Raw genomic sequence first — 15580 nt, forward strand, 5'->3', positions numbered from 1 at the left:
GGCAGTGATCACGCGGTCGACGGGTGCGCTACCACTGCGGACGACTTGAATTCAGGGATCCCACTCGTGTGGCTAGTTCACCGAACACGTATCGATCGCGCAACCACCTGCACTCGACGGGCCCAGCCCGCTGTGCCAGCGGTACCGGGACAAGCGTTGGTTGCCGGCCTCACCCGCCTGCGGCGCTCGAGATCGGTTCTCGTGTCTTCGATTGCCGGGAATCGTCGACTGCACCACCACCCCGCTTCGACCCCGGCATCCACCAGTTGAGCGGCCCCATGAGCTGAACCAGCGCCGGGACCAGCAGCATGCGCACCAGGGTGGCGTCGATGATCAGGGCCAAGATCATGCCGAGGCCGAGGAAGCGCATCGGGGTGAGGGGGGAGAGGGTGAAGGCGCCGGTGACGATGATCAGCAGGACCGCGGCGGCGGTGATGACGCGGGCGGTGCGCAGGGTGCCGAGGCGGACCGATTCGGCGGTGCTCGCGCCGGCCTGGTGGGCTTCGACCATCCGTGACAGGAGGAACACCTCGTAGTCGGTGGACAGGCCGAACACCACCGCGATGATCAGCACGACCATGCCGGCGGCGAGCGGTCCCGGTGTCACGCCGAGTAATCCGGCCAGATGTCCGTCGTGGAAGATCCAGGTCAGGATGCCGAAGGTGGCGGCGAGGCTGACGAAGGCCATGGCCACCGCCTTGACCGGCAGCACGATCGAGCGGAAGGCGATGCCGAGCAACAGCAGTGTCGCCACCACCATCACCGCGATCATCCACGGCATGGCGGCGATGATCGAGTCCACGCTGTCCACGGTCGCGGCGGTATCGCCGCCGACGCGCAGTTCGGTTCCGGCCGGAGGTTCGAGCGCCCGCACCGCCTCGACGACGGCGATGGCCGCGTCGCTGCGGTCGGCACTGTCGAGCATCGCGTGCACGACCACGAAATCAGTGGCCCGCCCGGCCTGGAACACCGGTCCTACCCCGGGTATGGCGCCGATCTCACGCATCACCTGTGTGACCGCATCGGCCGACGGCGCGCCGTCGGCACCCCTCAGTACCGCGGTCACACCGCTGTTGGCGGCCGGGAACCGCTCGGTCAGTTCCTCGACCGTGGTGCGCATGGCATTGTCCGGCGGCAGCGCCCGATGGTCGATATCGCCGAGCCGGACCCCCAGCAGCGGCGCCGCCACCAGCAGCAACAGCGCCGACACCGCGACGGCGACCACACCCGGACGACGCAGCACCGCATCGACCACCCGGCCCCAGAACCGTTCGGTCCGACCGCGTTCCCGCCCGGCCCCGATCCTGGCGCCGAATAGCGCGAGCATCGCGGGCAGCACCGTCAGCGACAGCACGGCCGCCAGCGCGACCGCGGCGATCGCACCGAACCCGAGCGATTTCAGCACCGGCTGCGGGAAGACGAACGTCCCGGCGAAAGCGCAGATCAGCAGTGACGCCGAGAAGGCAACGGTGCGACCGGCCGTCGCGCAGGTCCGTTCGATCGCATCGTGCACGGCGTGACCGGCACCGATCTCCTCGCGGAACCGGGTGACCAGGAACAGTCCGTAGTCGATGGCCATACCGAGCCCGATCAACGACGCGATATTCACCGCGAACGTGGTGACCTCGGTGAACTCGGTCAGCGCCCGGATCGCCGCCAGCGAACCGCCCACCGCGAGCGCACCGACCAGCACCGGCATCGATGCGGCCGCCAGCCCACCGAACACCAGCACCAGGATCAGCAGCGTGATCGGGATCGAGATCGACTCGGCGACAATCAGATCGCGCTGGGATCGGGTGGTGATCTCGTCGGCCAGCGCGCTGTAGCCGGCCAGCCGGGTATCGATGCCGGGCACCAGCAGATCGGGTTCGACCGCATCGAAAGCGGTGATCCGCTGGTTCTCATCGCCTGCCAGGAACACCACCGCGAGCCCTTGGCGGCCGTCGGCCGAGCGCAGGAACTGGGTGCGCGGCGGCGTACTGTGCCAATAGCTTTCCACCGGCCGTTCCAGCAGTGCCGGGTCGATCCGGTCGAGTGCGGCGCTGATCCGCGGCCCGATCTCGTCGAGGGTCTGCCCGTCCGGCGCGGTGTAGATGGCGACGATATCGGCCATGGTCGGCCCCACCTGCGCACGGACCAGGGCGTCGACGCGACTGGATTCGCTACCGGGATCGGTGAATCCGGCGGCGCCGACCTTCTCGGCCGCGCTCGCGCCGTACAGCGCGCACAACAGCATCGCCCCGATCACGACCGCGAGCACAGTGCGCGGCCGGCCGACGACGAATCGCGCCCACGCCGTCATCGCGGGTTCTCGCCGGCGGGTAGCTCGGCTTCCAGCCCGGCCACGATCCGGTCGAGCAGCGCGTCCAGCCGTTCGGCGATCCCGCGTCCGTTGCGCGCGGAGACCGTCAGCTCGGTGCGTCCGCCCGATTCCATCAGCCCGAACAGCAGCGGCATCGCCACACTGTGCTGCGGCAGGATCAGCACCGAGGACGGCCGGAACTGCGGTGTGGCGAGTTCGTCCAGATCGAATCGGCCCATATGCGAGACGGTGGCCGAGGCCAGGTTGCGGCCGAACCGCGCGCCCAGCCAGTTCAGCGTGTGCAGCAGCGCCCGGCCCGCGGGCTGCGGGATCTCGGCGAGTCCGCTGTTGTCCATCTGATTCAGCTCGAGCCGTCGCGCGAGACCGTCGCGCTTGATCGCGTTGATCTCGGTCCCGGTGGTGCCCGCGGTGATGTCGAAGAACAGGGGGAGTGCGAGGTTCGCGGTGGAGCGCAACTGCGGATCGTGGCGGCGCAGATCCACCGGCATCATGATCCGGGAGGTGCCCGCGGTCTGCTCGGCCAGCAACGCCGCGATCTTGGCCACCGCACCGGGCGCGCTCGCCGCAATGGTGCGACGGCGCAGCAGATGTCGTGGTTCACCGGGCATCTGGCGGCCGTGCCCGACGGCGCTGCGGTACTTCGGCAACATCAGCGTCGGCTTGCCCGGTGCGCCGACGCGCCGCACCAGCTCCTGGTCGGCGACCGGATCCGGCATGGGCTCCGGCTCCTGACCACCCAGTGCCCGCAGCACCGCGAGCGCCCAGGTGACCAGGCCCATCCCGTCCATCACCCCGTGGAACGCCCGGAAGATCAGAGTGGTCGGGTGGGTGGTGAGCAGCAGCACCTCGCAGGTCGTCTCCTCGGTGGGCCCGATCGGGCTGTGCACCACCGGATCACTGTCGAGGGCGGTGTAGTCGATCGCCCAGTCGTCGATCACCCGCACCGCGGCGGGAATCCCGCTGTCGACCCAGTCGCGGCCCCGGCGCACCAGCCGCGACCCCGGGCACGCCGCCGACGCGACGGCCACCGCCCGCCGCAACCGCTCCGGATCGACCTCGCCTTCACCGGGGAAGACGAGCTGCATGAGGAACGGCGGCGCCAGATCCCGCATCGGGAAATACATGCGCTCGGTCGGGGAGATCCGGCGAAAGACGGTGCCGGTAGCCATATCTACCTCGCTGATCGGTGGGACGCGGCTAGCGCAGCGTCCGGGTGAGTTCGGTGATGCCGCCGTTGGCGTCGAGCCAGGACAGGAAGGACGCGAGGCCGGTGTCGCGGTCGATGACGGGGCGGTAGCCCAGGTCGCGGGCCGCGGCGGCGGTGTCGTATGTTGCGGAGCGGGTGAGCAGGGCGACCACATACCGCGACAACGGTGGCGACCAGCGGGTGGCGATCGGTGGCAGCAGCCAGATCGTCTCGATCACCGCGACGGCGGCGCGCACCACGCGGGGATTCGGGGTGCGACTCGGCGGGGCGTAGCCGAGGTCGGTGGCGACGGCGGCGAGAAAGCCCCAGACATCGGTGCGTTCGGCGTCGGCGATGAAGTACGCCTTGCCGCCGAGGGCGGCGCCGTCGGCGGTCGCGGCCTTCACACAGGCGTCCACGATATTGTCCACGTGGCACAGCGACGCGTAGACCGTCCGGCCGAACGACAGGTCCGGCAGCGCGCGCGCCGCGGTGCGTCCGAGCAGTCGCACGATCGGGCCGGAGCGGTCACCCGCGCCCCAGATCGCGCGCGGCCGCAAGGCACAGGTGCGGAATCCGGGCGCGTCGGCGGCCAGCACCGCGCGCTCGGCGGCGGCCTTGGTCTCCGAGTAGCGGTTCAGATACCGGCGCGGATACGGCAGTGATTCGTCGACGTCGAGCTGATCGCCGCCGTCGCGGTCCATCAGCGCGCTCGGACTGGAGATGAACACGAACCGCGACGCGCCGTGCCTGCGCGCGGAGTCCAGCAGCACCTCGGTCGCGCGGACGTTCTCGGCCCAGAACTGGCGGCGGGTGCCGCGTTCGTCGACCCGGGCCGCGCTGTGGAACACCACGTCGATGCCCTCGGTCGCGCGGCGCAGCGAGACTTCGTCGGTGAGATCGCCGGTGACCACGCGCACGCCGTCGAGTTCGGCCAGGTCGCCCAGATTGCTGCTGGGGCGCGCCAGGATCGTCACCTCGTACCCGCCCTCGCGCACCAGCCGGCGCACCAGCGCGCCACCGAGGAAACCGGACGCGCCGGTCACCAGAACCTTCATCGGGGGCCTTCCTGAGATTCGTGGTCCACCGTGCGCCACCAGGTGAGACCGAAAACTTGTGTCATCACAGCTATTTCGGCAGCCGAGCGGCCGCAGCCGCGAGCGGCGCGCACCGCGAACGGGATCTGGGCGGCGTGCACCACGATGCTCAGGAACGCATCGATCCACCACAGCGCACGCAGCAGCCGGTTCTCCGGCGCGTGCCCCGCGGCCGCCGCGATCAGCCCGGCCGTCAGGTACAACCAGCCGGCGATCGGAATCGCCCGCAATGCCGTCGTTTTCACCGGGCACTCCCGCGCAGTCGTTTCCCGGACCAGACCGCGAGTTTCTCCCGGCCGATCTTGGCGTTGTGCCGGATATCCACCGGGAACGAGGGGTGGATCAAGAAGTCGTCGACCGCCGTGGTGAGCTCCGACTGTGTAGCGAGAGCCCGCAGGGCCGACACCACCGACGCAGTGTCCGCCCCGGGCTCGGCTTCCACACACAGCACCGGACGCTGAGCGCCCGGCGCACCCACACCGACCAGGGCGGTGCGTGCCACGCCCGCGACGGCATTGAACATCTGCTCCACCTGGACAGTGAACATCGGTCCCGAGGCCGTGACGACGCGCTGACTCTTGCGTCCGCAGAACCAGATCCGGCCCTGCTCGTCGATGGTGGCCAGGTCACCGGTGCGGTGCCAGACGCGGTCACCCTCGGCGATTTTCCCGGCGGTGTTGGCCCGGTCCGGCCAGTAATACCGAGTGCTGACGTTGGGGCCGCAGACAACGAGCTCACCGACGCCCCGCGTACGGCTCAGTTCGCTCGCACGCGCTTCGGCATCGGCCCAGGTCGGCAGCGGATCGTCGGTGATGGCGATAACGCGGGCTTCGATCCGGTCCGAAGGGCGTCCGATGCAGACGCCGTCCCCGCGCCGAGTGCGTTCCACCAGACCGTCCAGCAGCTCCCGCGATTCGATCGTCGCCATCGGCAGCGCTTCGGTCGAGCCGTAGCCGGCGTAGACCCGGGCCTCGGCGTGCAGCACCTCGCGCAATCCCGCGATGCACCAGTGCGGCACGGGTGCGCCGCCGGAGAAGACACTGTCGAGGGTCGGCAGCGAGGTCGGTCGCTGCCGCAGCTGCCGCAACAGCGGAATCAGCACGGCAGGTGAGGCGAACATCGTCCGCACGCCGAACCGGTTGATCGCATCGACCACATGCGCCGGATCGGTGGACCCGACCTTGCTGGGAATCAGCGGCGGTAGCACACAGCGCGCACCGAGCAGCAGATCGAGAATCCCCACCAGCGGCAGCGTGATCAGCGAGGTGCCCGGGGCGATGCCATCGCGCGCCGCGTGCACCTGCTCCACCATGGCCGCGAGGTTGCCGTGGGTCAGTTCCACCGCTTTGGCCGGACCAGTGCTGCCGGTGGTGAAGGCGATCAGCAGCACCTCGCCCGGATCGGCGGGCGTCCGCTCGGGTGCGGCGCCGCTCGGTTCGCGACCCCAGCCGTCGAGCGTGTCGCCACCCCAGCCCCAGGTGCGGCCGACGGTGAGGCTGGTGCGCACGCGCCGGAAGCTGCGCCGGAACAGCAACCGCACCGCATGCGCCTGCGGGATACCGATGAACGCCTCGGCCTGCACCGCCCGCAAGCAGTGCACCATCTTGCGCAACCCCATGCCCGGATCGATGACGACGGGCACCGCACCGATCTTCAACAGCCCCAGCATGATCGCGTACAACTCGGGGCTCGGCAGCACCAGCACGATGGTGCGGGTTCCGGCCCGCACCCCGCGCGCGGTGAGCCGTTCGGCAATGGTGTCGGACCAGCGATCGAGCTCGCGGTAGCTCACCGTCCGGTAGGTGGGTGGGCTGCCCGCCGGCGCATCGGTGGCGAAGATGACCGCCTCGCGCTCCGGTTCGGCCTGCGCGACCGCCCGGAACCGGTCGATCGCCTGCCAGTAGGTCGCGGTACTCACGCCGCGGCTCCGGCAGCGGCCGCGCGTTCCGGCAGTCGGTACAGCACGGCCGCCGCCGACGGACCGGCACCGGCCGCGACAAACAGTACGTGCGTGTGACCGCCGAGACGCTCACCCGCGGACGCCAGGTCGTAGGCCTGGGTGAGAGCCGCGGTGTGCGGATCACCGTCGGTGAGATCGGGCAGCAGCACGGACTCGGCGGCGATCCCGAGTGACTCGGCCAGTCGTGCGGGGAATTCCGGGCCCGGCGTGGAGGCGATGAGCGCGGTGGTGGACAGGTCGGCGTGGCCGGCTTCGGTCAGCGCGGCGAGCGCGGCTTCGGTCGCCAGCGCCGTCAGCCGCTGTTCGACGTCGGGTTCGCGCACCACCGTCATCAGGCCACGGCCCTCTGTTCCCATGGTCGCGGTGTCGACATACGCTTCGACGCCCGGGCCGCCGGAGCCGGCGAGACTGTGCACCCGGCCGAATCCCTCCGGGCCGTCGGTCGATTCGAGCAACAGGGCCGCACCCGAGCTCGCATAGGGGAAATCCTCGGTGGCGGCGGTGCGGGCCAGCGACGGATGGGTATCGCCGGAGACGATCAGCACATGGCTCGCGCTGCCGGTCTCCAGGATCGCGGTGGCCACCCGCACGGCGTCGAGCACGCCGACCGCGCCGTTCATCAGGTCGAAGGAGAACGTACGCGGGTCGTCGGCACCGTACTCGAGCCCGATACCCGCGGCCTTCTGGATCAAGGCCGACACGGCCGGTTCCACGGTGTTGGAATCGCGGAAGATGCCCGCGTTGATGAGCACCCCGACCTGATCGGGCCGGACTCCGGCCCGTGCCAGGCAATCTCGCGCGGCCCGGCCGCTGTTCTCGACGACGCTGCGGGTCTCGCCGGCCCGGCAGACAGCGGTGGCGGTGATACGTACGCCCATGATCACACCTTCAGGGAGGAGATGGTGGTGGACAGGAACCCGGTCACGACCCCCGAGGCCGCCGGAATCATCAGCACCTTGGATCCGGCCGGAATTCCGTCCTGGCCGAGCTGATCGTGCAGCACGATGAAATGCGAGGTGGTGGAGGTGTTGCCGTACTTGTGGATCACATTGAGGTCCGGCGGCATCGGCGTACCGAACTCCCGCTCACCGATCGCGTTCATGTACGGGACCGCCGCCGCGCCGAACTGGTGATGGATGATGTAGTCGAATTCCTCGTCGGCGAAGCTGCGCCCACGCTTGGCCAGGAAGTCGCGCTGGGTGTCGGTCCACAGCAGGAACCGGGACTCGTTGTGCATCTTGCGGTTATCGGTGTACAGGGCCACGCCCTGGGTCTTGTCGCTCGGCATGCCCAGGCACAGGTGCGAGTATTCCGAGGCGGTCATCATCTCGATGTAGTGGATCTTGTCGGCGTCGTCGACGGCCTGATCGAGCATCAGCGCGCATCCGGAATCGCCGACGGTGAGCGAGGCGAATTGCAGATCGTATTTCTCCGAAATCTCGTTCACCGCGGTTTCGGAAATAGGGGTGATGGCCTCACCGCTCACCACGAGTCCATTGCGGACAGCACCCGAACGAATCATCCGATCGAGAATGTACGTTCCGGTGAGCATTCCGGCGCAGGCGTTCGAAATATCGAAAGTGATGGCCTGTTTCGCGCCGATCGCGCGGGCGATGGAGGAGGCGAACGACGGCTCCATGTACATGCGGGTCGCATGCTTGCTGCGCGTGATCGAGGTCGAGATGATGACGTCGATCTCCGTTGGCGCATAACGTGACCTGGATAAACAGTCACTCGCGGCGGCGACGGCCAGGGTGAACGAATCCTCGTGGCTCTCCGGGCGGGTATCGCGGACGCGGCGCTCGGCGACGCCGGTGATCCGCTCGAGATCGAATGACGGCGGAATCGCCAACTGCGCCAGCACCTCATCGGTGGTGACGGTCTTCGAAGGCAGATAGGCGCCGATGGATTCGAATCGAGAATGCAGCACGGGTGCTCCTGAAATCGATGACGAATACGTTCGGGGGATCGTTCCTGATGTCGACGCCGCGGACATTACCCGACGGTAACTAAGGCCGTAGACGCTCGAAGTGCCGAACCCTGCTGCGGTGCGGGCGGTTTGAACTTCGTGTTTCGTGCGGTATCACTAAACTGGACACCGATCGGCTATGACGCCGCGGAGCCCAGCCACCCTGATGACGGGAACGCCGCCGTTCCTCACTCGCCGACTGTGGCGATGCAGCGAATTCCTGGCTACCGCACCGAAAGGCGCGCCGCGGACCCGGGATTGAGCGCTGGCTGTGAGTGACTTCACTGCCCCGCGCGGGTCGGAGTGGGTGTCGAGAGCGTCGCTTACCGTGGCGCGGGCGGGAAGATCCCCGGCAATTCCATCGCGTAGGTGAGGTCGTCGGTATTGCCGAGCGTTGCCAGGACCACCCGGATCATGGTGACGCGTGCGGCCGCGACGGTATCCGGATCCGGTTCGGAGCCGGGCTCGGCGCCGGCCGAGATGCGGTAGACCACGTATTCGCAGACATGCAGCGCGGCATCCAGATCCAAGGGCGAGGGGACCGGCCTGCCGAGTTCGGTGAATTTCTCGCGCACGGTGGCGCGGATATCGTCGAGGGCCTGCTCGCGATAACCGGACACCGGTGAGGCCGGATCGTGCAGTTCGGCGAACAGCGGGCGCAGCATCGGCCCGTGTCCGCGCGCCCAGTCCAGGAACGCGTCGATGAGACGGATGCCGAGTTCGACGCCTTCGGCGGTGACGGTCAGGGCATTACGGATGCCGCTGACAAGGCCCTCATTGGACGCATCGAGCACCAGCAGCAGCGGTTCGTTTGCATTGGCGAAATAGCGATAGAACGTCGGCCGGGCGATGCCGGCCTGCTCGATGATCTGGGCGACGCTCAGACCGCGCGTGCCGGTCCTGCTGAAGACCTCGGCGGTGGCCAGCACGATCCGGGCCCGCACCTCTTCGGCCTGCTGTTTGGTCTGCGGTGGCCGGCCGCGTCGCGCGGTGGTCTCAGACATGGCCGACCGTCATTCCGCGGACGGGTTCACGGCTGTAGTGCACACCCGAGAGCTTGACACGCCACTCCTCACGCATATTAATCTAACACCAGTGTTCAATTAATCCACTGACCCCAGGAGAAGGCCGATCATGACGACTGCCCGGCACGCCGCCGCCGAAGTGCTGTCCCCGGCGCTGGTGAAACCGCTGCTCGCCCGCGCCGCCGCGGGCGGTGCGCCGTCGGTGGAGGTCTTCGCCCCGGCCACCGGCCGCAAGATCGCCGACCTGCCGCAGTCCTCGATCGCCGATCTCGACGCCGCCTTCGACCGCGCCCGCCAGGCCCAGCGCGCCTGGGCGGCGCGCCCGATCCGGGAGCGGGTCGCGGTGCTGCGCCGCTTCCACGACATCGTGCTGGCCGAACAGGACACCATCCTCGACATCGTGCAGACCGAGGCCGGCAAGTCCCGGGTGCACGCTTTCGACGAGGTCGGCGACGTCGCGGTCAACTCCCGCTACTACGCCTCGGTCGCGGAGAAGCTGCTGGCCACCCGCAAGCCGCGCGGGGTGCTGCCGGTGCTGACCAAGGTCGATGTGCGCAACCGGCCCAAGGGCGTCGTCGCGGTCATCTCGCCGTGGAACTACCCGCTGGCGCTGGCCGTATCCGACGCACTGCCGGCCCTGGTCGCGGGCAACGCCGTCGTCGGCCGCCCGGACAACCAGACCGCGCTGACCGCGCTGTGGGCGGTCGACGCCGCCGAACGCGCCGGGCTGCCCGCGGGCCTGTGGCAGATCGTGCTCGGCCGCGGCGCCGTCATCGGCGGTGAGGTGATCGCGCGCGCCGACTACGTCGACTACACCGGCTCCAGCGCCACCGGCCGCACCATCGCCAAGCAGGCGGGCGAGCGGCTCATCGGCTACTCCCTCGAACTCGGCGGCAAGAACCCGCTGCTGGTGCTCGCCGACGCCGACGTGTCGGCCGCCGCCAAGACCGCGGTGCGGGCCTGCTTCGCCTCGGCCGGCCAGCTGTGCGAATCGATGGAGCGCATCTACGTCCACGACGCCGTCTACGACCGGTTCGTGCGCGAGTTCGTCGCCAATGTGGAGGCCATGAAGCTCGGCGCCGAGCTGGACTACCGCGCCGATATGGGTTCGCTGACCTTCCAGCGACAACTGGACACGGTGCGCGCGCACGTCGAGGACGCGGTTGCCAAGGGCGCGACGGTACTCGCCGGCGGCAAGCACCGCCCCGATCTCGGCCCCTACTTCTTCGAGCCGACCGTGCTCGGCGATGTGAAGCCCGGCATGACCGTCTACCGCGAGGAAACCTTCGGCCCGGTGGTGTCGGTGTACCGCGTGAGCAGCGATGACGAGGCCGTCGAACAGGCCAACGACACCGCCTACGGCCTCAACGCCAGCGTCTGGACCAAGAACACCGCCCGCGGACGCGAGGTCGCGGCGCGGATCAATGCCGGTTCGGTCAACGTCAACGAGGGCTTCATCGCGGCCTGGGGCAGCGCTGACGCGCCGTCGGGCGGTCTCGGTATCTCCGGCACCGGCCGCCGCCACGGCCCCGAGGGCCTGCTCAAGTACATCGACACCCAGACCATCGCGGTGCAGCGGATGCTGCCCATCGCGCCGCTGCCCGGGATGTCGGAAGAGCTGTGGGCCAAGACTATGACGCTGTACTTCGGCCTGATGAAGACACTGCGCCAGAAGTGACCGGCCGCCACCACACGTCGAACAAGGGATGGGAATCATGAAACTGGAATCGGTCGCGGGCAAGAAGGTGCTGATCACCGGTGCCGCCATGGGGCTGGGCAAGCTGTTCGCCGAGCGCGCCGTGCGCGAGAACGCCGCGGCGGTGGTGCTGTGGGATATCAACGAGGTCGCGCTGAAGAGCACCGCCGCCGAACTGACCGCACTCGGCGGCACCATCCACCACTTCGTCGTCGACGTCTCCGCCCCCGAGCAGATCAGCGAGGCCGCTCGAGCGGTGCGCGAGGAAGTCGGCGATATCGACATCCTGGTCAACAACGCCGGAATCGTGCGCGGCAACACCTACTTCTGGGAGACCACCAACCGCGCCGACATCGACAAGACCATGGCGATCAACTCGCTGGCCCCGATGTATGTCACCCTCGAATTCCTGCCCGCCATGGTCGCAGGCAGCGGCCAGGCCCGGGTGCTGAACATCGCGTCCTCGGCCGGGCTGGTGTCGAACCCGCGGATGAGCGTCTACGCGGCCTCCAAGTGGGCGGCGCTCGGCTGGTCGGATTCGGTGCGCATCGAACTCGAGCAGGCCGGCCACGACCACGTCAAGGTGACCACGGTCTGCCCCACCTACATCGACACCGGAATGTTCGACGGCGCCAAAGGTTTCCTGCTCACCCCGATCCTGAAGCAGGAAGAGGTGGTCGAGACCTCCTGGCGGGAGATGAAAAACGGTGGCGCTCTGGTGATCCTGCCGTGGACCTCACGGCTGAACAAGGCGCTGTCGGGCATCCTGCCGCTCAAACTGCGCGACCTGTTCCTCGACACCGTGGGTGTGTACCGGTCGATGGAGGAGTTCACCGGGCGGAAGTAGGGCGCGTGCCCCGGCGCGGTATCACCGTGCCGGGGCACACCTGCGTCCGCGGTGGGTGTCGCCGGCCGGCATTCGCCGAATCAGCGCGTGCAGACGATGACCGTCGCATACCGGTCGGGGGAGTGGGCGATCACGGAATCGAGGCCGGCGCCGGTAGCGACCGCCGATGCGGCCTCGTCCTGCTCCTCGCCGATCTCCACCAGCAGATGCCCACCGGGCGCCAGCCATTCGGGGGCCTCGGCGGCTACGCGGCGGACGATGTCGAGCCCGTCGTGACCACCGTCGAGCGCGGTGACCGGTTCGTGGTCGCGGGCTTCCGGTGGCATCTGCGCGATCTCGTGCGACGGCACATACGGCGTATTGCAGAGCAGAATGTCGACGCGCCCGCGCAGGTGCGGCGGCAGTGCGGCGAACAGATCGCCCTGATGGGCTCGGCCGCCGACCGGCTCCAGGTTCTGCTGGGCGCAGGCGACCGCGAGCGGATCGATGTCGGCGGCGTCGAGGTCGATCCGGATCTCGTCGGGCGCGAGTTCGGTGACCAGCGCCAGTCCGAGCGCGCCGGATCCGCAGCACAGGTCCACGACCGCGAGCTCGGAGCGGCCCTCGGCACGGGCCAGTGCCGCGGCCTCGTCGACGAGAAACGCGGTGCGCTGCCGCGGCACGAACACGCCCGGCCGGATGTTTATTCGGAGCCCGCGGAATTCGACCCAGCCGAGCAGATACTCGAGCGGAACGCCCGATGCGCGCTGCTCGACCATCCGGTCCAGTTCGGCCGCCGAAGTGGTCGCACCCAGCAGCAGCCGGGCCTCGTCCTCAGCGAAGACGCAGCCGGCGGTGCGCAATCGGCCGACGACGGCGTCGTAATTCGGATCGTTCACGAGTCCAGTCTGCTGCGCCGCGGGATCGAGTTGCACGTGATTACCCGCCGAGCCCTGCCACCGGCCGCCGGTCGTGCGACTGTCCGGCCCGCTGTGCTGTTCACTCGGACCGCGTGCCCCAGCTCAGCGCGCGGTGGCGAGCTGGAAGGTGCGGGTGGCGTCGAGGTAGATGCCGCGCTGGGCCTGCCGGCTGGGCGGCGGTAGCTGCGAGACCAGCTGTTCCAGCGACGTCATCGCGCCGACCACATGCGTGCCCGCCACGATGAAGTCGGCGACGGCGCGGCGGATGTGGTTCGGGGAGGTCACCACGACCGCGCTGGTGGCGCCCAGATCACGCAACATGCGGGAACTGAACAGCGCGTTCTGCACCGTCGAGCCGGCCCGGTTCTCCACGTGGATGCGCGAGGCGGGTAGCCCGCGCCCGACCAGCCAGTGGAACATGGCGTCGGCCTCGGCGATCCCGTTCTGCGGGTTGCCGCCGGTGACGATCACCGGCGAGAACGGCGACGCCACCGCCTGAATCCACGCCGCGGTCAGGCGGTTCACCAGCTCGGGACGCAGCGAACCGTCGGGCAGCAGGCCGTACCCGAGCACCACGATGCCGGTCTGCGGGCCGACCAGCGCGGGCAGCGGATTGGGCAGGGTCGCCACCGCCGCGCCGATCGCGTTGATCACATGATCGGTACCGCCTGCCAGCCCCGCGTCGACCGCGCGCAACCGGCCCATCGCATCGGCGAAGGCGGGCACATCGCCCGCGTAATGCGACCAGATGGCTTGCAGCGACAGAGCCTCCGCGTCGTGCGGGTCCGCGCCGATGAGCCTGCGCAGATCGTCGCGGCCGGCGGCGTCGTTGCCGGCGGTGAAATGGCGCTGCGCGGAGTTGTAGAGGGCGTCGGTTTCCGGGCTGGCCTGGGCGGGCGCGGCGGCCAGCCCGGCGATGGTGGTCGCCGCGAACAGGGCGGCGACCAGGTTCTTCATATGCCTCGAGATCTTCACTACAGTCGACACCTTTCCACGTGTGACACGGGTTTTCGGTACGTCAGCTGGCAGTTAGCCGGTGGCAAACACTGATCACGATACGGCCGGTGGGCGCCGCAGCGGTGGAATTGCGGCCGGAAATCTGCGCCCGAAGCATTCCGGTCCGCGTGGCGGCGCCCTCCGGCGCGCGGACCCTGAGCCCGGCCCGGTTATGCTGAGGCCCCGTGGAGACCGTTTCGCTGACCGGCAAGGAACTTGCCGCCGCCATCAATGCCGATACCAAGCAGCGTGCCGCGGCACTGTCCGAGAGCGGGACCGCGCCCACGCTCGCATTGGTCGTCGCGAACGCCGACCCGGCGAGCGCCTGGTACGTCAACTCCCTCCGCAAAGCGGCCGAGCGGCTCGGAATCGCTTGCGACACCGTCGATCTCGGTGCTGACGCCTCCGCCGATGAGATTCGTGCGGAGCTGTCCACCCGCAGCGCCGACACAGCCACCGACGCGATCATGTTGCAGACCCCGCTGCCGTCGGGCGTCAACCTCGACGACGTCAGCTCCGCCATCGCGGCCATCAAGGACGTCGACGGCGTCAGCCCGCTGTCGCTCGGCCTGCTCGCCACCGGTCTCGACGGCTTCGTCCCAGCCACCTCCGAAGCCGTGGTCGAATTGCTGAAGCATCACCAGATCCCGCTGTCGGGCAAGCATGTCGCCGTCGTCGGCCGTTCCAACGTCGTCGGCAAGCCGCTGGCCCAGCTGCTGCTGGCCGAGAACGCCACCGTCACCGTCTGCCATTCCCGCACCACCGACCTGCCCGCCGTCACCTCGGCCGCCGATATCGTGGTCGCGGCTGCCGGCCGCATCGGCCTGGTCACCGGCGAGCACGTGCGCCCCGGCGCCGTCGTCATCGACGTGGGCACCAACGAGGCCGCCGATGGCAGCATCGTCGGCGATGTCGACGCCGACTCCGTGCGCGGCAAGGCCGAAGGCCTCAGCCCCGTCCCCGGCGGCGTCGGCCCCGTCACCACCGCGCTGCTGATGCGTCACGTGGTCGTCGCGGCGGAGAAGGCGCGCGCCTGAGCCGCGGCATTGCCGAACGACCGAAACGCGGCATCAGCGGCTGTCGGTGGAAGCCGAATTCGACCGCGCGGGCCACGGATGGTGGTAGGAAAGGTCGTGGACAGCTCGCAGCGGCTCCGTCACCGGATGTTCGCCCGACACGCCCATCCCGTCAGCGCCTGGACCAGGCTGTTGACCACGCCGCTGGTTGTCGTCCCCTTCTGGACCCGGCGGGCGGACGTGGGTGCCGCAGTGCTGGTCTGGTTCGCGATCAACCCGATCATCACTCCCGAGCCATCCGATCGGAATTCCTTTGCCACCCGGGCCATCCTCGGTGAGGAGCGGTGGGTGGCTCATCCCGAGCTGGACCGGACGATGAGCGCGGTCAACGGCGCAGGCGTTGTCGCCCTCGCCGCAGCGATTCTCGCGGCCGGGCGCCGCCGGATGGTTCCGACCGTCCTCGGCGTAGCGGCCGCCATGGCGTTCACGCTGTACGGCTGGCGGCGCTACGCCGACCTCTACGACGGAGAGCAGAACCCGGCTGAGGTCTAGTTGCCGGGTTGTGC

14 protein-coding genes are annotated in these 15580 nt (G+C 69.0%); 4 read left to right on the top strand and 10 right to left on the bottom strand.

Annotated features, from left to right (window positions below; translation table 11 throughout):
- Window positions 1-169: 169 nt before the first annotated feature.
- The 8 genes from NOCYR_RS11775 to NOCYR_RS11810 all read right to left on the bottom strand — a co-directional run bounded on the left by NOCYR_RS11775 (window position 170) and on the right by NOCYR_RS11810 (window position 9539).
- On the bottom strand, window positions 170-2302 hold the full coding sequence (locus NOCYR_RS11775; RefSeq protein WP_014350592.1) for an MMPL family transporter: 2133 nt from the start codon (window positions 2300-2302) through the stop codon (window positions 170-172).
- Window positions 2299-3492: a hypothetical protein gene (locus NOCYR_RS11780; RefSeq protein WP_014350593.1), complete on the bottom strand. Its 1194-nt coding sequence runs from the start codon at window positions 3490-3492 to the stop codon at window positions 2299-2301. The genes NOCYR_RS11775 and NOCYR_RS11780 overlap by 4 nt, the downstream gene beginning before the upstream one ends.
- Before the next feature lie 28 nt (window positions 3493-3520).
- The gene (locus NOCYR_RS11785; protein ID WP_014350594.1) at window positions 3521-4567 is read right to left on the bottom strand and encodes an NAD-dependent epimerase/dehydratase family protein; all 1047 of its coding nucleotides are present in this window, start codon (window positions 4565-4567) and stop codon (window positions 3521-3523) included.
- Window positions 4564-4851 carry a hypothetical protein gene (locus NOCYR_RS11790; protein WP_148280609.1) on the bottom strand — a complete coding sequence of 96 codons (288 nt, stop codon included), beginning with the start codon at window positions 4849-4851 and terminating at the stop codon, window positions 4564-4566. Before NOCYR_RS11790 ends, NOCYR_RS11785 begins: the two co-directional genes overlap by 4 nt.
- Window positions 4848-6524, bottom strand: a complete 1677-nt coding sequence (locus NOCYR_RS11795; protein ID WP_014350596.1) for a fatty acid CoA ligase family protein — start codon at window positions 6522-6524, stop codon at window positions 4848-4850. Before NOCYR_RS11795 ends, NOCYR_RS11790 begins: the two co-directional genes overlap by 4 nt.
- The gene (locus NOCYR_RS11800) at window positions 6521-7444 is read right to left on the bottom strand and encodes a hypothetical protein (protein WP_014350597.1); all 924 of its coding nucleotides are present in this window, start codon (window positions 7442-7444) and stop codon (window positions 6521-6523) included. The genes NOCYR_RS11795 and NOCYR_RS11800 overlap by 4 nt, the downstream gene beginning before the upstream one ends.
- Before the next feature lie 2 nt (window positions 7445-7446).
- Entirely contained in the window at window positions 7447-8496 is a 1050-nt protein-coding gene (locus tag NOCYR_RS11805; protein ID WP_014350598.1) for a 3-oxoacyl-ACP synthase III family protein, read from the bottom strand.
- Window positions 8497-8858: 362 nt separating this feature from the next.
- Entirely contained in the window at window positions 8859-9539 is a 681-nt protein-coding gene (locus tag NOCYR_RS11810; RefSeq protein ID WP_014350599.1) for a TetR/AcrR family transcriptional regulator, read from the bottom strand.
- A gap of 130 nt (window positions 9540-9669) precedes the next feature.
- Between NOCYR_RS11810 and NOCYR_RS11815 the strand changes: the two genes are divergently transcribed.
- Together NOCYR_RS11815 and NOCYR_RS11820 are read left to right on the top strand one after the other, a co-directional pair.
- On the top strand, window positions 9670-11238 hold the full coding sequence (locus NOCYR_RS11815) for a succinic semialdehyde dehydrogenase (protein WP_014350601.1): 1569 nt from the start codon (window positions 9670-9672) through the stop codon (window positions 11236-11238).
- Between the two features lie 37 nt (window positions 11239-11275).
- Window positions 11276-12103 carry an SDR family oxidoreductase gene (locus NOCYR_RS11820; protein WP_014350602.1) on the top strand — a complete coding sequence of 276 codons (828 nt, stop codon included), beginning with the start codon at window positions 11276-11278 and terminating at the stop codon, window positions 12101-12103.
- Between the two features lie 80 nt (window positions 12104-12183).
- On the opposite strand, the gene NOCYR_RS11825 is transcribed toward NOCYR_RS11820, so the two are convergent.
- Both NOCYR_RS11825 and NOCYR_RS11830 read right to left on the bottom strand, forming a co-directional pair.
- The gene (locus NOCYR_RS11825; RefSeq protein WP_148280610.1) at window positions 12184-12981 is read right to left on the bottom strand and encodes a putative protein N(5)-glutamine methyltransferase; all 798 of its coding nucleotides are present in this window, start codon (window positions 12979-12981) and stop codon (window positions 12184-12186) included.
- Between the two features lie 123 nt (window positions 12982-13104).
- The gene (locus NOCYR_RS11830; protein ID WP_014350604.1) at window positions 13105-13959 is read right to left on the bottom strand and encodes a YdcF family protein; all 855 of its coding nucleotides are present in this window, start codon (window positions 13957-13959) and stop codon (window positions 13105-13107) included.
- 224 nt (window positions 13960-14183) lie between these two features.
- Here NOCYR_RS11830 and NOCYR_RS11835 point away from each other — a divergent pair, with 224 nt between their 5' ends.
- Together NOCYR_RS11835 and NOCYR_RS11840 are read left to right on the top strand one after the other, a co-directional pair.
- Window positions 14184-15035, top strand: a complete 852-nt coding sequence (locus NOCYR_RS11835; RefSeq protein ID WP_014350605.1) for a bifunctional 5,10-methylenetetrahydrofolate dehydrogenase/5,10-methenyltetrahydrofolate cyclohydrolase — start codon at window positions 14184-14186, stop codon at window positions 15033-15035.
- A gap of 96 nt (window positions 15036-15131) precedes the next feature.
- Window positions 15132-15566 carry a DUF6653 family protein gene (locus NOCYR_RS11840; RefSeq protein WP_014350606.1) on the top strand — a complete coding sequence of 145 codons (435 nt, stop codon included), beginning with the start codon at window positions 15132-15134 and terminating at the stop codon, window positions 15564-15566.
- Window positions 15567-15580 lie beyond the last annotated feature (14 nt).

The sequence above is a fragment of the Nocardia cyriacigeorgica GUH-2 genome, from assembly GCF_000284035.1.
Classification (GTDB): Bacteria; Actinomycetota; Actinomycetes; order Mycobacteriales; family Mycobacteriaceae; genus Nocardia; species Nocardia cyriacigeorgica_B.